At 60.4% G+C, this 16,314-nt stretch carries 21 protein-coding genes; 10 read left to right on the top strand and 11 right to left on the bottom strand.

What is annotated here, in order from left to right; all coding sequences use genetic code 11:
* Positions 1–83 precede the first annotated feature (83 nt).
* From ASC96_RS14435 to ASC96_RS14410, 7 genes are all read right to left on the bottom strand, one after another.
* A complete protein-coding gene (locus ASC96_RS14435; RefSeq protein ID WP_082512070.1) occupies positions 84–917 on the bottom strand; it encodes an arginase family protein in 834 nt (277 codons plus the stop codon).
* Positions 918–1,077: 160 nt separating this feature from the next.
* Positions 1,078–1,848 carry a trans-aconitate 2-methyltransferase gene (gene tam / locus ASC96_RS14430; protein ID WP_060503736.1) on the bottom strand — a complete coding sequence of 257 codons (771 nt, stop codon included), beginning with the start codon at positions 1,846–1,848 and terminating at the stop codon, positions 1,078–1,080.
* A 118-nt stretch (positions 1,849–1,966) separates the two neighbouring features.
* Positions 1,967–2,617, bottom strand: a complete 651-nt coding sequence (locus ASC96_RS14425) for a haloacid dehalogenase type II (protein WP_060503735.1) — start codon at positions 2,615–2,617, stop codon at positions 1,967–1,969.
* A gap of 200 nt (positions 2,618–2,817) precedes the next feature.
* A complete protein-coding gene (locus ASC96_RS14420) occupies positions 2,818–3,387 on the bottom strand; it encodes a dual specificity protein phosphatase family protein (protein WP_060503734.1) in 570 nt (189 codons plus the stop codon).
* Positions 3,388–3,593: 206 nt separating this feature from the next.
* Positions 3,594–3,797, bottom strand: coding sequence for a hypothetical protein (locus tag ASC96_RS14415; protein ID WP_060503733.1), 204 nt, complete (start codon positions 3,795–3,797; stop codon positions 3,594–3,596).
* A gap of 90 nt (positions 3,798–3,887) precedes the next feature.
* Entirely contained in the window at positions 3,888–4,055 is a 168-nt protein-coding gene (locus ASC96_RS33355) for a Thivi_2564 family membrane protein (protein WP_112834547.1), read from the bottom strand.
* Between the two features lie 196 nt (positions 4,056–4,251).
* Complete coding sequence (locus ASC96_RS14410) at positions 4,252–5,292, bottom strand: zinc-dependent alcohol dehydrogenase family protein (protein WP_060503732.1); 1,041 nt, start codon at positions 5,290–5,292, stop codon at positions 4,252–4,254.
* 153 nt (positions 5,293–5,445) lie between these two features.
* On the opposite strand from ASC96_RS14410, the gene ASC96_RS14405 reads away from it, so the two are divergent.
* From ASC96_RS14405 to ASC96_RS14395, 3 genes are all read left to right on the top strand, one after another.
* A complete protein-coding gene (locus ASC96_RS14405) occupies positions 5,446–6,333 on the top strand; it encodes a branched-chain amino acid aminotransferase (RefSeq protein WP_060503731.1) in 888 nt (295 codons plus the stop codon).
* Positions 6,334–6,495: 162 nt separating this feature from the next.
* On the top strand, positions 6,496–7,578 hold the full coding sequence (locus ASC96_RS14400; protein WP_060503730.1) for a D-alanyl-D-alanine carboxypeptidase family protein: 1,083 nt from the start codon (positions 6,496–6,498) through the stop codon (positions 7,576–7,578).
* Between the two features lie 154 nt (positions 7,579–7,732).
* On the top strand, positions 7,733–8,683 hold the full coding sequence (locus tag ASC96_RS14395) for an MYG1 family protein (protein WP_060503829.1): 951 nt from the start codon (positions 7,733–7,735) through the stop codon (positions 8,681–8,683).
* Positions 8,684–8,750: 67 nt separating this feature from the next.
* Here the strand turns inward: ASC96_RS14395 and ASC96_RS14390 are convergent, their stop codons facing one another.
* Entirely contained in the window at positions 8,751–9,257 is a 507-nt protein-coding gene (locus tag ASC96_RS14390) for a hypothetical protein (protein ID WP_060503729.1), read from the bottom strand.
* Between the two features lie 233 nt (positions 9,258–9,490).
* Here ASC96_RS14390 and ASC96_RS14385 point away from each other — a divergent pair, with 233 nt between their 5' ends.
* Positions 9,491–9,676, top strand: coding sequence for a hypothetical protein (locus tag ASC96_RS14385; protein ID WP_060503728.1), 186 nt, complete (start codon positions 9,491–9,493; stop codon positions 9,674–9,676).
* 36 nt (positions 9,677–9,712) lie between these two features.
* On the opposite strand, the gene ASC96_RS14380 is transcribed toward ASC96_RS14385, so the two are convergent.
* Both ASC96_RS14380 and ASC96_RS14375 read right to left on the bottom strand, forming a co-directional pair.
* On the bottom strand, positions 9,713–10,603 hold the full coding sequence (locus tag ASC96_RS14380; RefSeq protein WP_060503727.1) for a dihydrodipicolinate synthase family protein: 891 nt from the start codon (positions 10,601–10,603) through the stop codon (positions 9,713–9,715).
* A gap of 83 nt (positions 10,604–10,686) precedes the next feature.
* Positions 10,687–11,013: a hypothetical protein gene (locus ASC96_RS14375; protein ID WP_060503726.1), complete on the bottom strand. Its 327-nt coding sequence runs from the start codon at positions 11,011–11,013 to the stop codon at positions 10,687–10,689.
* Between the two features lie 245 nt (positions 11,014–11,258).
* Between ASC96_RS14375 and ASC96_RS14370 the strand changes: the two genes are divergently transcribed.
* The 3 genes from ASC96_RS14370 (at position 11,259) to ASC96_RS14360 (ending at position 13,181) form a co-directional block, all read left to right on the top strand.
* Complete coding sequence (locus ASC96_RS14370) at positions 11,259–11,858, top strand: superoxide dismutase (RefSeq protein ID WP_060503725.1); 600 nt, start codon at positions 11,259–11,261, stop codon at positions 11,856–11,858.
* Positions 11,859–12,004: 146 nt separating this feature from the next.
* Positions 12,005–12,859: a metallophosphoesterase gene (locus ASC96_RS14365; RefSeq protein WP_060503724.1), complete on the top strand. Its 855-nt coding sequence runs from the start codon at positions 12,005–12,007 to the stop codon at positions 12,857–12,859.
* A 91-nt stretch (positions 12,860–12,950) separates the two neighbouring features.
* Positions 12,951–13,181, top strand: coding sequence for a hypothetical protein (locus tag ASC96_RS14360; protein ID WP_060503723.1), 231 nt, complete (start codon positions 12,951–12,953; stop codon positions 13,179–13,181).
* Positions 13,182–13,190: 9 nt separating this feature from the next.
* On the opposite strand, the gene ASC96_RS14355 is transcribed toward ASC96_RS14360, so the two are convergent.
* Positions 13,191–13,901: a YafY family protein gene (locus ASC96_RS14355; protein WP_060503722.1), complete on the bottom strand. Its 711-nt coding sequence runs from the start codon at positions 13,899–13,901 to the stop codon at positions 13,191–13,193.
* A 138-nt stretch (positions 13,902–14,039) separates the two neighbouring features.
* Between ASC96_RS14355 and ASC96_RS14350 the strand changes: the two genes are divergently transcribed.
* The 3 genes from ASC96_RS14350 to ASC96_RS14340 all read left to right on the top strand — a co-directional run bounded on the left by ASC96_RS14350 (position 14,040) and on the right by ASC96_RS14340 (position 16,296).
* Complete coding sequence (locus tag ASC96_RS14350) at positions 14,040–14,678, top strand: LysE family translocator (protein ID WP_060503721.1); 639 nt, start codon at positions 14,040–14,042, stop codon at positions 14,676–14,678.
* Between the two features lie 175 nt (positions 14,679–14,853).
* The gene (locus tag ASC96_RS14345) at positions 14,854–15,291 is read left to right on the top strand and encodes a cytochrome c (RefSeq protein WP_060503720.1); all 438 of its coding nucleotides are present in this window, start codon (positions 14,854–14,856) and stop codon (positions 15,289–15,291) included.
* An 87-nt stretch (positions 15,292–15,378) separates the two neighbouring features.
* Positions 15,379–16,296, top strand: a complete 918-nt coding sequence (locus tag ASC96_RS14340; protein WP_060503719.1) for a cytochrome c — start codon at positions 15,379–15,381, stop codon at positions 16,294–16,296.
* Positions 16,297–16,314: the final 18 nt, after the last annotated feature.

Below are 16,314 nucleotides of genomic sequence, written 5' to 3'. Positions count from 1 at the left end.
GCTCACAGGATGCCCTGAACCGGGGCCGTGCGCCAGAGGGTGATTTTTCCCACAAGGCCACAGTGACAATACGGTGTGAGGCGTTAGATGATCTTAGCCGCTCTAAAGCTCCCGAGAAGTGGTTCGATCGCGTTTAGAAATGCTTCAGGCGAGGCCGGAGGGCCGCCGATCTCCCATGCGCCTTGAAATTCTGCGATCTCGACGCCGATGATCTCGGTTCTTGCAAGTACCTCGGCGATTTCCCTTAGGTCGAAGAGCGAGAGGCCACCGTCGACTTGATAATCCGTCGGCACGATGCCGGGGTTGAGTACGTCGCAATCGAGGTGCACGTAGACCGGTCGCCCGGTAATCGCATCGATCATTGCTGTGCCAAGTCCCGCTTGTGGTTGCAGGATCTGAACGCCTGCCGCGTCGATCAAGTCGCGCTCGGCGGGGTCGATGTCGCGCGTTCCGACCAGGATCAGATTGTTCAGCTCAAGACCGCCGCCCAGTCCTGAATCCCACAGGCTGGCCGCACCGGAAATTGCCATTCCGCCAAGATAGCCGGACGTCGAGGTTTCTGGAGTGTTCAGGTCTGCATGGGCATCGAGCCATATGATGCAGGCATCGGGTCGATATCTGGCGATAATTGGTAATGTCGCCAAGGCGACCGCGCATCGGGTCAGCACAGTAAGAGGGCGTACCCTGTCTTCGAAAATGGTCTGATAGTGTCTCGACATGGCCTGCAATGCAGGCATTGCCGCCTCCAACTCCGGCTGCCATTGAATATTCAGTGCTGGCTCAGGTGTGCCGATCGCCTGAAGGTTTTGGCCAAGCAAACCGGAAAGGGCAGCCGCCAGGATAGCGGCTCCCGGTATTGCGAGATCATTATGGTCGCCCGCGCGTCCCTGAAACACGGTTAGAACGGCTTTTTCCAACGCACTTCCCGTTCGGTATTTTGGTTGCGCGACGCCTGAATTTAAATCCGCCGCAGACAATAGCGGGCTTCGTCACAGATTGCACGCTACAGTACACCGCCGAAGACAAGGCCGTCAGTCTTTTATGGGAAAAGCGCAGGCCTCGACGGTTGCCCGGACATTACCGCTTGACCGCCACCACGAAAAGGCGCGGAAACTTAAGCATAACGCGCCCGTCCGCTAGCGGCGGATAGGCTTCGCGGATGCGCCGGAGATAGGCAGCCAGATAGGCTTCGCGCACATCAGCCGGAAGTGCGTCGAGATAGGGGCGAAGGCCGGTGCCCTTGACCCATTCAACGATCGCTTCGGCATTTGCCAGACGATGATAATAGATCGTGTGCCAGACATCGATCTTGATGCATTTCGCCTCCAGCCGGTCGAGATAGGCGGACGGAGCGGGCAGGGCGGCGCGGCGCTGGCCGCCATTTGGATAATATTGCGAGAAGCGCGGGTCTTCCGCCAGTTCCCGCATCGAGGCATGCGACGGTTCGTCGAGATTATCAGGCATCTGCACGGCGATCGTGCCGCCGGGGATCAGTTCGCCCATCAAGCGCTCTATCGTGCTCAGATGATCCGGCAGCCATTGGAACACGGCGTTGGCGAAGAACAGCACGGCCGGCTTTGGCGGCGCCCATTGCGTCAGGTCGCCCTTTTCGAAGCGCGTATGGGTCATGCGCTTGCGCGCCGCCACCAGCATGTTTTCATCGCTGTCGATGCCGGTGAGCATATAGGCCGGGAAGCGGTCGTGGATCAGTTCGGTCGAATTGCCGGGACCGCAGCCGAGATCGTAGAGCGCACCATCCGGCAGGTTGGGAATCTGGTCGAGCAGGTCGCGGGCCGGCCGCGTACGCTCGTCCTCGAATTTCATATATTGTTCGGCAGACCAAGACATTGGATGTCCTTCAGGTGTTGGAGCAGTTCCGGCAAAAATGGGAGCGATTTTGCGTCCGGAAATGCGTAAGAACAGAAAGAGAGGGTATTTCGCGATTTCGAGGAAAAGCAAAAATACCCTAGAGACTTTCCAGCGACGGCAGGATCAGCTTCGGGCCGAAATCTGCATATTCGTCGGGCATGTTGGCGCGGTTGATCCAGACGGTACGGAAACCGAACTTGGTGGCGCCGGCAATGTCCCAGCGGTTCGACGACTGGAAGGAAACGGCATCGGGATAGAGCCGGTAGGTCGTCGTCACCATGTCGTAGACCGCAGGCGCGGTCTTGAAGGCCTTGACCGTCTCGACCGAGAAAATATCGTCGATGATCAGATCAAGCCCGGCCTTCTTCACCGCCGATTGCAGCATCTGCGGTGTGCCGTTCGACAGGATGGCGATGCGGGCGCCACGGTCCTTCAGGTGCTTGAGGACACTTGGAACTTCCGGATAGCAGTCGAGATGCCAATAGGCGTCCAGCAACGCTGCCTTGAGTTTCTTGTCGGCGGAGGGAAACCGCGCAAAGGCATAATCCAGCGATTGCTCGGTCAGCGTCCAGAAATCGGTGTAGGTGCCCATAAGGGTGCGGATCCAGGAATATTCCAGCTGCTTGGCTCGCCAGAGGTCGGAAAAGGCCTGGCCGTCCGGCCCCATCGCGGCTGAATGCCTGCGCACGGCCGCATGCACGTCGAACAGCGTGCCGTAGGCATCGAACACATAGGCCGCATGAGACATCACACTCTCCCGTCATTTCCCGGACGCTGCTCTCTGTCAATACATCAAACAGAGATGGCAGCGCCTTGATTGATCGCATTATTCCGCCACTCGCCAATGTCAAGGCGAGAGCATCCTGCGATTGCCGCTTGGATACGGTTCTCTACCGGGATCATGTCAAAGATTTGTGCGCCGCACAATGTTTCTCGGCGCAATCCGCATCAACTCTTCGCGGGTTTCCAGACTTTGGCCGGAAACCGCAGCGCCTGCTTGGCCAGCCGCCCCTTGAGGCCGAGAACGGTGTCGCAAAGCCCGGTCACGTGCCGGTTCGGTTTGGCCTCCGGTCTCAATCCATGCAGTGCCGCCGCCGCATCTTCCGGATCCATGTAACGGGCGAGGATTCCGAGCGTCAGTGCCGTCGAACGGCCGATGCCGCGCAGGCAGTGAACAAGGAGATGCGCATCCTCAGGCAGGCCGTCGATAAAGGCGAAGGCCTGCTCGATATGGGCGGACTTGGCCGCATCCGTTTCGTCGGGATCGGTGACATCGCCGAACAGTAATTCCAGATGCCGTTCCGCCGGCAGGTCGATCATCGACAGAAGTTTCGTTCCCGGCGCCCGGATCGAGATCAGGTGGCTCGGCGCCCAGACCGCCTTGTTGTGCCGTGCCTCCGTTTGAGACGCGACGATCAGGCAGGCAGGCCAGCCATTCGGATGGCCTGCATTGGCCGCCAGCAAGGGCGCATAGAGCATATCCGTCTGCTTGTCCTGCCTTTCCGCTGCCAGTGCCATGGATCGCCTCGTGATTCCGTTGCCGTGAGACGGGAAAATACCAGTTGGAATGGGGGCGGGGGAAGAGGGTTTTTGAAAGGGACGGATTGAGCGCTGCAACGCTGTGCGGCTATCGCCCCATTTCACACGCCCACTTGGTTGCTGTGAAGCCGGAAAAATGAAAGGATTTTCAGGCGTTGCGACGGGAAACTGCCGCGGCTTGGCCGCTATTTCTTCTTCTTGGCCGCAACCTTCACAGGTTTTTCTTCCGCCTGTTCCTGGGCAAGCCGCAAGGCTTTCAGCATGGCCGTCTTCTTGTTGCGCGCCACCAGTTCCGCGTTGATGATGTGCTGGGCGGCCGCCGAGGTTTCGTCCGGGCTTCGCCGTGCGGTTGGTTTGGCGGCGGTCTTGGTGGCGTTTTTGCTGGTCAATCTGTGCACTCACTTTGCTGGCCGAAACTGGGCATGTCGAAACGGGCTATCCGAAGGGCGGGTGACGAGAGAGTATTCTCTCTCGCAGCGCTAGAAGACAGCGAGATATTTCAGAAGTGAAATAATACCGATGATCAGCACGATGATCTGAACAATCTGCTTGGCGCGGCCATCGATCGGCAGGCGCGCGACCAGATAGAGAACAAGTACGATAACGAGAAATGTAATCAGAATACTGATCAGCACGGATGATGCCATTTATCCCACTCCTAAAAAAACGGGCGCAGCGTGCGCCTGTGGTTGAATTAGGGCGTTCTCGTCTGAAGGGAAGCTGTGTTTTACAGAATATGCTGGCAAAGGGTGGTTTTAGACCGCAGGCAGAAACGGCCGGGTGTCCCCGGCCAATGCCGTGCCGGGCTTTGGCCGGGTCTGCGGAAGACCCCGGGATTGGCTGCTAAAACCGCGTGATGACGCTGATGCCGAGGTCCTGGGCCGTGTCCATCGTCATCAACGCCGGCACAGCTTCCTCCAGGCTGATATGGCGGCCGATCAACTTTTGCGGGTTGAGCTTGCCGGTCTCCAGCATCGCTATCATCTCCTGATAGCGCCACGCCTGCATGCCGTGGCTGCCGTAGATTTCCAGTTCGTGACCGATCACCTGTGACATCGGGATCTGTGGAGTCGCATGGTCGCCGAGCATCAGGCCGACCTGCACATGGCGGCCGCGGCGGCGCAGGTTCTTGATTGAATTGAAACAGGTGACGGGCGAGCCGAGCGCATCGATCGACACATGCGCGCCGCCCTTGGTGATGTCGCGCACGGCTTCGGCCACATCGCCGGTGACGCTGCCGTCGATGGTGGCGACGGCGCCGATCTCGCGGGCGAAGGAGAGTTTCGTCTCGGAAATATCAATCGCGATGACGTTGGCGCCAAGCGCGGTCGCGATCATGATCGCCGACAGGCCAACGCCGCCGCAGCCATGTACCGCCACCCATTCGCCGCCACGCACCCGGCCCTGGTCGACAATGGCGCGGAACGAGGTGGCAAACCGGCAGCCGAGGCTGGCGGCAGTCGCATAGTCGAGATTGTCGGGCAGATGCACGAGGTTCTGGTCGGCAAAATCGATGGCGACATATTCGGCAAACGAGCCCCAATGGGTAAAGCCCGGCTGGAACTGGTTGGCGCAGACCTGTTGATTGCCCGAATGACACTCGCCGCAGCGGCCACAGCCGGAGACAAAGGGAACTGTTACGCGGTCGCCCACTTTGTAGCGCAGCACGCCCTTGCCGGTGGCAGCAACGGTGCCTGCCAGTTCATGGCCGGGCACATGCGGCAGGTTGATATCCGGATCATGCCCCATCCAGCCGTGCCAGTCGCTGCGGCAGAGCCCGGTCGCCTCGACCTTGATGACGACGCCATCGGCGCTCGGTGTCGGGTCCGGCAGCACGCGAATATCCGGCGTCTTGCCGAAGGCGTCGTAATACATGGCTTTCATCGGATGGGTCCTTTTGCTTCTGGCAACAGACTAGGCGAGCGGAACTTTGCGATCCAGATTGGACGGCATGACTTTTTTTGATGTACCTATTTACCCCACTTGTCGATTTTCCGGCTATGCCGGGCAAAATCAAGAGACCAAAAGGAGATCACTATGGCCGTCGATACATCCCCGCGCAGCGCCACCTGGACCTATGTCGATGGCGAATGGCTTTCCGGCAATCCGCCGCTGATCGGTCCGACCTCGCATGCCATGTGGCTGGGCTCGACCGTGTTTGACGGCGCCCGCTGGTTCGACGGCATCGCGCCGGATCTCGACCTGCATTGCCAGCGCGTCAACCGTTCGGCCTTGGCGCTCGGCCTGAAGCCGGTGGTGACCGCAGAGGATATCGAGGCATTGGCCTGGGAAGGTGTGAAGAAATTCGACGGCCAGACCGCCATCTATATCAAGCCGATGTATTGGGGCGAACATGGCATGCCCGGCAGCGTCGTGGCCGTTGATCCCGATTCGACCCGGTTTGCACTCTGCCTGTTTGAAGCGCCGATGGGCGAAGGCCCGGGCGGCCAGTCGCTGACTGTTTCCCCCTTCCGTCGCCCGACGATCGAATGCATGCCGACCGACGCCAAGGCAGGTTGCCTCTATCCCAATAATGGCCGTATCCTGATCGAGGCCCGCAAGCGCGGCTTCTCCAATGCGCTGGTGCGCGACATGCTTGGCAATATCGCCGAGACCGGCTCGTCCAACGTCTTCATGGTGAAAGACGGCGTCGTCTTCACGCCCGCCTCCAACAAGACCTTCCTCGCCGGCATCACCCGCTTCCGCGTCATCGGCCTTCTGCGTGACGCCGGTTTCGACGTCGTCGAAACGACGCTGACGCTCGCCGATTTCGAGACCGCCGACGAGATCTTCACCTCCGGCAATTACTCCAAGGTCGTCCCTGTCACCAAACTCGAAGACCGCGACCTCCAGCCAGGCCCAATCGCCGCCAAGGCCAAGGACCTGTATATGGACTGGGCGCATTCATCGGCGTCGGATTTGTAAGAACGTTATAAACCGGCCATCCGCGGCAAGCGGATGGCTCTTTCCCAGCGATTGGGCAAAGCCGGTTCTTCCCAGCCACCCTTTCGCCATACTACCGCAGCAAACGCTTGTCCTTTCGTGGTGCATCATGTCATTACGATGCCTTTCTCCGGAGACCGGCACATGACCGAAAACATATTGGCCAGACGGCCCTGGAAAAAATTGGCGTTTATGGCGTCGCTTTTCCTGTGCGCGCCGGCACATGCGACGCCTGTGCTCGTTGTCGATGCCGACAGTCAGCAGGTGCTGTATCAGGAGGATGCAGGCGTGCCCTGGTATCCGGCCTCGACGACCAAGCTGATGACGGCATTTGTCGTGTTTGAAGCCTTGCGCTCCGGCGAGGTGAGCCTGTCCACACCTGTCACAATGACCCGCAATGCAACGAAACAGGCCTTTCTCGAATCCGGCCTCACTTTCGGGCGGACGATGACGCTGGAAGATGCGCTGTTTGCCACCATCACCGCGTCGGCAAATGATGTCGCGACGGCCCTGGCTGAAGCAGTGGCTCCCGACGAAACGGCCTTTGTCCGGAAAATGAACGAAGCGGCGGCCCGCCTCGGGCTGACCGGCACCCATTTTTCCAATCCAAACGGCCTGTTTGACAAGACCAACTATACCACCGCCCGCGATCTCGCGATCCTTGGCATGGAAGTGGACCGGCTGTTTCCGCAATACCGGCGTTTCTTCCTGGCGTCGGCCGTCACGATCGACGGCAAGGAGATCAAATCCAACAATCTGCTGCTCACCCGCTTTGACGGCACGATCGGCATGAAGACCGGTTTTCTCTGCGCATCCGGGCGGAATTTCGTCGGGCTGGCCACGCGCAATGGAAAACGCGTGGCGGTGGTGATTTTGGGCGCAACGACGGAGCGGGAACGCAACGAGCGTTCGGCGCAATATCTGACACAAGCTTTTGAAGGCGGCCTGCCGGCCAATGCGGGGCTAGTCGGCAATCTGCAAAACCGGACCGATGTGGCGCCTCAGGATATGCGTGTCCGCCTCTGCACCGACAAGAGTGCGGCCTACGAGGCGAGCCGGAACGCACTGTACCCGATGGGATTGCCGGGCAATCCGAGCTATTTGCGCGACGAAATACCCGGCCAGGTCCACGCCATCAGCACGAAGGCCAGCGAGAACCCGGCGGATGTCCCTGTTCCCGTCCGGCGCCCTCCAGAGCTACAGCAACAAACCGGCTCTGCTGGCTAAGGCCCTCAATCGCTGCCAACACGCATCTGCTTGCCTGAAGTGCCTGCGATCCGCACGTCAAACACATAAGTGACGGGTTGAGATGACACGCGGCAATGGCTATCTGGTGCAAACTCCCAAGCAAATTTCCGCAAACAACAAGGCGTATCCCGGCATGACCCCAGAATTCCTCGTCACCCATTCCGGTGGCTTCCATGCTGATGAGCTTTTGTCGAGTGTCATCCTCACCCGGCTTTTCCCGCAGGCGCGCATCGTGCGCAGCCGGGCGCCGGAATGGATCACACCGGCTGCAGACCGGGTCATCTATGATGTCGGTGGCGCCTATGATGCCGGGACGCGCATCTTTGATCACCATCAGCGCGGCGCGCCGATGCGCGAGGATGGCCAGCCCTATAGTTCATTCGGCCTAATCTGGAAGCATTTTGGCCGCGATTATCTCGCAGCCTTCGGTGTTCCAGAAGCCCATGTCGAAACCGTGCATGCCTCGTTCGATGCCGGCTTCGTGCTCCCAATCGATCTGGTCGACAATGGCGCGCTCAGCCCGTCGGTTGCCGGGTTGCTGGGTGGGCTGAGCCTGCCCGTGCTGCTGGAAACCCTCAAGCCCGTTTTCGACGAGACCGATCCGGACGCCGACGATCAGGCCTTTGACGGCGCTCTTGTTATCGCCCGCGCGTTCGTCGAGGCCCGGATCGGGAAGAGCGCTGCCAAATTGCGGGCCGAGGCGCTGGTGCATCAGGCGATCGTCGATGCCGGCGAGGGGCGTATTCTGGAACTGCCGATGGGCATGCCGTTCCGTCCGGCCATCATCAAGGCGGGCGCCGATCACCTGCTGTTCGTCGTCCACCCGCGCGACAAGGACTGGTGCCTGACCACCATCCGCCGGGCCGACGAAGGTTTTGAAGTCCGCGCCGACCTGCCGGCCGCCTGGGCTGGCCTCACCAATGGCGACCTGGAAGCTGCTTCCGGGGTGAAAGGTGCAAGCTTCTGCCACAACGGCCGCTTCGTTGCCGCAGCCAAGACCCGCGAGGCAGCGCTGGCCATGGCGGAGCTTGCGGTCAAGGAGGCGATCGCCACCGGCCCTTCTCAAGTGCAGGCGGCTGAGTAAGAGACACTGCCAGCGTCATCAGTCTCGATGACGCGGGAAGACCCGTCGGCAGCGCCTCTCGCTGCCGTCAGGCGGGCAGGGCGCCGGAGCCTGAGCGGCGGTGCATGATAAAGGCCTGAAGACAGATGCCGAGCAGGAAGATCACGGCCCAGATGGCGGTGATCGTCTGGACCGGCGGCGAATCCGGACCGTTGCCGATCGGGCTTGAGGGCGGCAGGCGCGACAGGGTCTCGTTGATGCCGGGGATCATCAAGAGGAAGAAGGTGAACGACATCGACAGCGCCTGCAGGTAGCGGTTGAGGCGGCCGAACCAGCCGAGTTGCGCGATGACGATGGAAAAGATCACTGCCAGCATGGCGATGATGCCGATCGCATGGCCGGCATTGAACCCGCCGGTGCTCGACAGGCCGAACGAGGTGATCGCCGACAGGAACAGCGTAATGATGTATATCCGCCCGGAATTCGATTTCGGCAGGATGGCGGCATATTTCGAAAAGGAATAGAGCCCCGCGATGATCGGCACGACGCTGATGACGGTGTGAACGATGCCGAGCGTGGACAATGGATTGGCCATGGAAATCCCCCTGAATGATAATGATCGATGCGCAGAAAAATCAGCCGGCCTGCCGTCAGGTGCCGCCGGGCTGAGTGCACCGGGTGGCCGCGGTCCTATGGGATTTTGATATGTTCGCCGGGCGGGCGCAATCGAAATCCTATGCTGCTTCGACCTAAAACGGTGCTGCGCCCGCAGCTTTTGCCTCTGATGCGAAGCGGCGACGCAAACGGTCAACCAGAAGGAAGTTTTCAATGCTCTATGGTCGTGGCGCGGTTCTTTCACATCAGTATCAACGGTCGCGCGAAACCACCGCCGCCGATCACCTTGTCACGGCGGAAACAACGGGGCGGCAAGACGTCGCCATGCTTTTGCGGTTGTGCGTCGTGGCGCTCCTGGCGATCAGCGCCACCGCTGCCGTCCTTACATTTGCCCAATAGGGCTTGAATGGCAGGCGGGCCGGCCGCAGCGGCTGGTTATACCGCCGCCAAAACCTCGAGCGCAGCCTTCACCCTCAGCCGGTCTTGCTGCGACAGCGACAGGATTGGCCGTGGCGGATCAAACTTGCTGAGTTCCAGGACGTTGGCGATCGCATGGACCACGCGGTAGCTGCTGAGTTCTCGAAACAGCGCCCAGAGCGGTTCAAACAGCCCATTGATGCGCGCGACCTCGGGACGATTGCCGGCTTGCGCTGCCCGCATCAGCTTGACGGCGGGTTCCGGCAGTGTCCCGGCGACCACGCTGTACCAGGCGGCACCGCCCGCAAGGATGGCATCGGCCACCAGCCAGTCGCCGCTGTAGCCAACGGCGAAGCCGGCGGGAACGGCAGACACTGTTGCCTGATGGGCTGCCGTAATGTCGGCAGCGGCAAGCGCCGGATTTTTGACGGCAGCGATGTTGGGAATGGCCGAGAGACGCGACAGCAGCGTCTGGCTGATCGAAAAATGCGTCGTGCCGGGATTGTTGTAGATGCAGAGCGGCAAGGACGTGGCTGTCGCGACCGCCGAAAAATGCTCGAATACTTCATCATCGCCAAGCGGCGTATAGGAGGCCGGCGCCAGAAGCAGCCCCTGTGCGCCGGCATCCTGCGCATCGTGGGCCAGTGCCACCGCCTCATCGGTCCTCAATGCCCCGACGCCGACGATAACGGGCGTGCGGCCGCCAAGGCATTCCGTGGCAGTGTCGATGGCGCGGCGTTTTTCCGCCCGGCTGAGGTACATGTAGGACCCGGTGCTTCCCAACAGGCCGATGGAATCAGCCCCCGCCGCATCGATGCGCTTGAGAAGGTTGCTCAACGCACCGGTATCGACGCGGCCAGCCGCGTCGCAAGGGGTGATCGGAAAGGCAGACAGGCCATGAAACAGCATATAGGGTCTCTGTGCTGGAGAAAGCAGTCCCGCAAGCTGTGACCGTCCTGCCGTGAGAGGTCAATGGCGGGATTGTCCCGGTGTCATTTTGCAGGCGTCTTCAGCATCTGTTCGGTCAGTTCACCGCCCAGTTCGACGGTCTTGGTCTGTTTGTTGTAGACGCAGATCTGGGTGATCTTGCCCTTGGCGCCCTTTGGCTTGCCGCTGACCAGCGCAAGGCCGAAGCTCTCGGAACCGAAGGGATCAACGACCGCCTTCGGCTTTTCGATCGATCCCGCCGCCGCCTTCAGGCATTTCGCCGAGACGTCTGTCCGCATCGCGGCCCATGCGTCATCCGAGGATGCGGCAGCGATTGATGGCAGCAGGCTGGCGAAAGCGGCGATCAGGGCAGAGCGGCGGTGAAAAGACATCTGATTTCCTTGGCTTATGGATCGGCTGGTTCGCGGCCACCCTGTCGAAGGATCATGTCCATTCTGTGCCCGTTTCCTCGCTGTGGAACATTCTGGCGATGAAAGTATTTTCCATTGCTGGTGCGAAATTTGGCATGGCGGCGGTTGCCTGTTGCAGCAGTGGTCCCTATGTTCCGCCTCACAGATTTCTTTCATGAATTCCAACCCGGCTTTCATGGATCCCGCCAAGAAGAGGAGATACCATCATGGCTTTCGAATTGCCGAACCTGCCTTACGACTACGACGCGCTCGCCCCTTACATGTCGCGCGAGACGCTGGAGTATCACCACGACAAGCATCATCTGGCTTACGTGACCAACGGCAACAAGCTGGCTGAAGAAGCCGGTCTTTCCGCTCTGTCGCTGGAAGAAATCGTCAAGAAGTCCTACGGCACCAACCAGCCGCTGTTCAACAATGCCGGCCAGCATTACAACCACCTGCATTTCTGGAAGTGGATGAAAAAGGGCGGCGGCGGCACGCAGTTGCCGGCCAAGCTCGATGCGGCCATCAAGTCCGATCTCGGTGGCTACGACAAGTTCCGCGCCGATTTCATCGCCGCCGGCGCCGGCCAGTTCGGCTCGGGCTGGGCATGGCTCTCCGTCAAGGGCGGCAAGCTGGAAATCTCGAAAACCCCGAACGGCGAAAACCCGCTGGTTCACGGCGCATCGCCGATCCTCGGCGTCGATGTCTGGGAACATTCCTACTACATCGACTACCGCAACGCCCGTCCGAAGTACCTCGAAGCCTTCGTCGACAGCCTGATCAACTGGGATTACGTGCTCGAGCTTTACGAAGCCGCAGCATAAGCAACCCGCTTATCGAATTGCGAAAACACCCGGCGTCACAAGCGCCGGGTGTTTTCGTTTTGGCAAGGTCCTGTACCGTCTTGAGATTTGCCGTTTTCACGCGCAGATGTCATGCGGCTGTCACAGGCCGGTTCTAGGCAGGCGCGATGCAAAACAACACCGAAATACCTGTGCTCCGCTTCGGCATCGTCGCCGACCCGCAATATGCCGATATTGCGCCGCACGAGGCGATGAACCGGCATTATGCCCAAAGCCTCGCCAAGCTTGCCGACGCCATAACGATTTTCAACGCGGCTGATCTCGATTTTGTGATGACGCTCGGCGATATCATCGATCGCGATTGGGACAGTTTTGACGATATCCTGCCTGTCTATGAAGCTCTGCGCCACAAGGCCCTGTTCCTGCTCGGCAATCACGATTTCGCAGTGGCGCCGGAACATCTGGGTCATGTGGCGGAACGGCTCGGCATGCCCGCCCGCTATTATGATTTTGCCATTGGCTCCTGGCGCTTCGTCGTCCTGGATGGCAATGATGTCAGTACGTTTTCAGCGCCGCCAGAAGATCCGTGCACAACGCTGGCCGTGGAGCGGCTGGAGGCACTTGTCGCTGAAGGCGCCATCAATGCGCAGACCTGGAACGGTTCGCTCAGCGACGAACAATTCGGGTGGCTCAAGCAGGTGATGGAGAAAGCTGAGACCGATGGCGAAACCGTTCTTGTGCTTGGCCACTATCCTGTCTTTCCGCCCAACAGCCACAACATGTGGGATAGCGCGCGGATCGTTGACCTGCTCACCGGTTTTGCCTGCTTTCGCGGCTATTTCTGCGGCCACAACCATGTCGGCAATTTCGGCGAGGTCGGCGGCCGTCCGTTCGTGACGTTCAAGGGCATGGTCGACACGCCGGACGAAAACACCTTTGCGATCGTCGCGGTCTTTCAGGACCGGATGGAGATCGAAGGGTTTGGGCGGGAAGAGAGCCGGGTGATACGGCTCGGCGCCTGACGCGGGCCACCGCCTGAAAATTTCCATCAGCGTGAGCCGTTTTGCCGAGTCGTGCGTTTACCTCTGGTCCAATCAAGCCGAGGAGACGACTATGGCGAAGACCTTTGATCTATCCGACCTGTCCGAAGGGGAGCTGACTGCACTCATCGAGGAGGCGGTGAGCCTGCGTGAGACGCTGCGCACCAGCCGCGAACGCGAACGGACAACCGCCGCCGATGGTTCGAAAGGCCAGGATGTGCACGATCCCGACCACGGCGTGATTACGGCGCCGACGCCGCGGCAGGTGAAGGAAGAGGGGCCGGCGCACGGGGCGACGAAATAAGCGTATTCTTCAGCTGACGCCCAGTGGAGGGGCCGGTGACCCGGTCCGCCACCCCTTGATCCACATGTCCCGCAGGCCGTCGCCTTCACCGCGAAAATTCTCTTGCGTCTCGTCGCAATTTTCCACCCGGTCGGCGCGGAAATTGCGGATGGCCTGGCGCAGTTCACACCAGGCGACCACGACCGCGGTGGTGGAGTAATAGATCAGTGCCAGCGGCCGGACTGTGCGTTCACTGGCGCGGCCGAGTTCATCGCGATAGTCGAGCGTCAGTTTCTGTTCGTCGCGGATCGCCCGGCGCACCAGCGCCAGATCGAGCCCTGACGGCGGCGGTGCGATCGTACCCCAGGCATGCAGGGCCTTGGACTGCAATGTCTGGCGCAGCGGCACCGGTATGGCCCCGGCAATCTTCTGGTTGACCCGCCGGGCAGCGTCCTTCAGTTCCGCATCGCCGGTGCGCTCAAGCAGCGCCAGGGCCAGCACGATTGCCTCCGTTTCCTCGATCGAAAACATCAGTGGCGGCAGGTCGAAGCCGGGCCGCATGATATAGCCGATGCCGCGCCCGCCCTCGATCGGCACCCGCATCGCCTGAAGGGCGGCGATATCCCGGTAGATCGAGCGGACCGTCACTTCCAGCGTTTCGGCGATCTCAGCCGCCGTCACCGGCCGCGTGGCAAGCCGCAGAATCTGGATGATCTCGAACAGGCGCGATGCCTTGCGCATGGGTCACCTTTTCTTGCATCAGGCGAAACGCTCCTGACAGAACCCTGTCAGTTGGGTGAGGGTATAGCATGTTGGCAAGCGCTTGAAAAACAAGCGTTGTGCAAAATGCGCCTCTCTCTCGATCAACGGATAACTGACATGACTTACGCGGAAAATCTCTGGCTGTTCTTCACGCTTCTCTTCGGCATCATTATCGTGCCCGGCATGGATATGGTGTTCGTCATGGCCAATGCACTGACCGGCGGCCGGGCTTCGGGCCTGACGGCGACAGCCGGCATTATGGCGGGCGGCGTGTTCCATACGCTCTATGCGGCGCTCGGCGTCGGCTTCCTGCTGCACCTGGTGCCTGAACTGTTCAATGTGCTCCTGCTTGCAGGGGCAGCCTATATCGCCTGGATCGGCCTGTCGCTTGCCCGCAGCAGCATCGCGATCGCCTCGGTCGAGACCGGATCCCGGCTGTCGCTCTGGACGAGCTTCCGGCGCGGCGCGCTGACCAGTATCCTCAATCCAAAAGCCTATCTGTTCATGCTCGCCGTCTATCCGCAGTTCCTGAAACCCCAGTTCGGGCCGGTGTGGTCGCAGGCGCTGATCATGGCGATCATGATCTCGCTGACCCAGCTCGCCGTCTATGGCAGCTTGGCGCTGGCGGCCGGCCGCAGCCGGGATGTCATCGTCTCCAGCCCGCGCGTCACGGCGATCATCGGCAAGACAGTCGGCGTGGTTTTGATTGCGGTGGCAGCGCTGACGGCCTGGCACGGATGGGTGTCGCAAGGCTGATCTGCCAATAATATGAGTAAAATACTCCTGTTAATTCAAGCCGTTGCGATGAATGTAATAAACTTGATTTCAAAAAAATGTTACTTCCTTCGGGATCGCAACATGCAATCATGCCGGCGCATTGACAGGAAGGCCGCGCCGGAGCGCTGCGGCCGTGTCTGACCGGGAGACATGGATGAAGCTGAAAACAATATTGACGGCCATGGTGATTGCAGGCTGTGGCGTAAGCGCCGTCATCGCTGCGGATGATCCGGTCAAGGTCCGTGAAGGACTGATGAAGCAGGTCGGCGGATCGATGGGCGCGCTTGCCGGTATCGCCAAGGGCGAAAAGCCGTATGACGCCGAGATCGTCAAGACGGCGCTGACGACGATCAGCACCAATATCAAGGCATTTCCGGATCAGTTCCCGGCAGGCTCGGAAGCCAATTCCGAAGCCAGCCCGAAGATTTGGGAAAGCATGGACGACTTCAAGGCCAAGGCTGCCAAGCTCGGTGCAGACACCGATATGGCGCTTGCCCAGCTTCCGGCTGACCAGGCGGGCGTCGGAGCAGCCCTTGGCGTCATCGGCAAGAATTGCGGCGACTGTCATCAGGCCTACCGCATCAAGAAATGACACGGCGGGCCTCGTTCCCCTAAAAGACGATCTTTGGCGCGCCCGGCCCGGCGCGCCAAATGTGTTTTCCGGCAATAGGAGCGGGTGATGGGTTTGCGGGTTCGAAAACTGGTGACGACGGTGGTTTTCTTCGGCGCGATCGCCGGTGGCGCCGCCTGGTTTCTGACCAAGCCCGAGCCATGGCCCGCATCGCATTGGGCCGACCTTGGTGAACCGGATGTTGCCAATGGCGAACAGATATTCTGGGCAGGCGGCTGCACCAGCTGTCATGCGGCGGCGAAATCCGAAGGCGACGCCAAGCTGGTCCTCGCCGGTGGATTGCCGCTGAAAAGCCCGTTCGGCACCTTTCATGTGCCCAATATCTCCCCGGATGAAACGGCAGGCATCGGCAGCTGGACGCTGGCGGAATTCGGTGACGCCATGACACGCGGCGTCGGAAGGAACGGAGAGCATCTTTACCCGTCCTTCCCCTACGGTTCCTACGCTCGGATGGCACCGAAGGATATCAACGATCTCTGGGGCTTCCTCAAAACCCTGCCGAAGAGCGCCAACGTGGCGCCACCACACGATCTGCCGTTTCCGTACAATATCCGCCTGACACTTGGCGGCTGGAAACTGTTGTTCCTTAGCGACAAGCCGCGTGTCACCGTTGATACCAGCGATCCTAAAATCGCCCGCGGCCAGTATCTCGTCGAAGGCCCCGGCCATTGCGGCGAATGCCACACGCCGCGCAATAGCTTGGGTGGCTTCGAAACGGCACAATGGCTGGCGGGCGCGCCCAATCCGGAAGGCGAGGGCCGCATCCCCAACATCACGCCGGGCTCGAAGAGCATCGGCTCCTGGAGCGAAGGCGATATCGTCAACTACCTCGAAACCGGCTTCACACCGGAATTCGATTCGGCCGGCGGCTCGATGGTCGAGGTCCAGCAGAACATGGCCAAGCTTCCGGCATCCGACCGGGAGGCGATTGCGGCGTATCTGAAGGCGGTGCCGGTGGTGGAGTAGCGTGCTTGCATAACATGC

Source organism: Rhizobium sp. Root1204, assembly GCF_001424965.1.
Classification (GTDB): Bacteria; Pseudomonadota; Alphaproteobacteria; order Rhizobiales; family Rhizobiaceae; genus Pararhizobium.
This window is presented reverse-complemented; position numbering and strand designations above follow the sequence as displayed.

Coding starts and splice junctions, on each gene's coding strand:
- ASC96_RS33355 (WP_112834547.1), bottom strand. CDS start 4,055: ATGGCATCATCCGTGCTGATCAGTATTCTGATTACATTTCTCGTTATC.
- ASC96_RS14410 (WP_060503732.1), bottom strand. CDS start 5,292: ATGAAAGCCATGTATTACGACGCCTTCGGCAAGACGCCGGATATTCGC.
- ASC96_RS14350 (WP_060503721.1), top strand. CDS start 14,040: ATGACTTACGCGGAAAATCTCTGGCTGTTCTTCACGCTTCTCTTCGGC.
- ASC96_RS14405 (WP_060503731.1), top strand. CDS start 5,446: ATGGCCGTCGATACATCCCCGCGCAGCGCCACCTGGACCTATGTCGAT.
- ASC96_RS14390 (WP_060503729.1), bottom strand. CDS start 9,257: ATGGCCAATCCATTGTCCACGCTCGGCATCGTTCACACCGTCATCAGC.
- ASC96_RS14400 (WP_060503730.1), top strand. CDS start 6,496: ATGACCGAAAACATATTGGCCAGACGGCCCTGGAAAAAATTGGCGTTT.
- ASC96_RS14395 (WP_060503829.1), top strand. CDS start 7,733: ATGACCCCAGAATTCCTCGTCACCCATTCCGGTGGCTTCCATGCTGAT.
- tam (WP_060503736.1), bottom strand. CDS start 1,848: ATGTCTTGGTCTGCCGAACAATATATGAAATTCGAGGACGAGCGTACG.
- ASC96_RS14375 (WP_060503726.1), bottom strand. CDS start 11,013: ATGTCTTTTCACCGCCGCTCTGCCCTGATCGCCGCTTTCGCCAGCCTG.
- ASC96_RS14385 (WP_060503728.1), top strand. CDS start 9,491: ATGCTCTATGGTCGTGGCGCGGTTCTTTCACATCAGTATCAACGGTCG.
- ASC96_RS14355 (WP_060503722.1), bottom strand. CDS start 13,901: ATGCGCAAGGCATCGCGCCTGTTCGAGATCATCCAGATTCTGCGGCTT.
- ASC96_RS14425 (WP_060503735.1), bottom strand. CDS start 2,617: ATGTCTCATGCGGCCTATGTGTTCGATGCCTACGGCACGCTGTTCGAC.
- ASC96_RS14340 (WP_060503719.1), top strand. CDS start 15,379: ATGGGTTTGCGGGTTCGAAAACTGGTGACGACGGTGGTTTTCTTCGGC.
- ASC96_RS14365 (WP_060503724.1), top strand. CDS start 12,005: ATGCAAAACAACACCGAAATACCTGTGCTCCGCTTCGGCATCGTCGCC.
- ASC96_RS14420 (WP_060503734.1), bottom strand. CDS start 3,387: ATGGCACTGGCAGCGGAAAGGCAGGACAAGCAGACGGATATGCTCTAT.
- ASC96_RS14370 (WP_060503725.1), top strand. CDS start 11,259: ATGGCTTTCGAATTGCCGAACCTGCCTTACGACTACGACGCGCTCGCC.
- ASC96_RS14360 (WP_060503723.1), top strand. CDS start 12,951: ATGGCGAAGACCTTTGATCTATCCGACCTGTCCGAAGGGGAGCTGACT.
- ASC96_RS14345 (WP_060503720.1), top strand. CDS start 14,854: ATGAAGCTGAAAACAATATTGACGGCCATGGTGATTGCAGGCTGTGGC.
- ASC96_RS14380 (WP_060503727.1), bottom strand. CDS start 10,603: ATGCTGTTTCATGGCCTGTCTGCCTTTCCGATCACCCCTTGCGACGCG.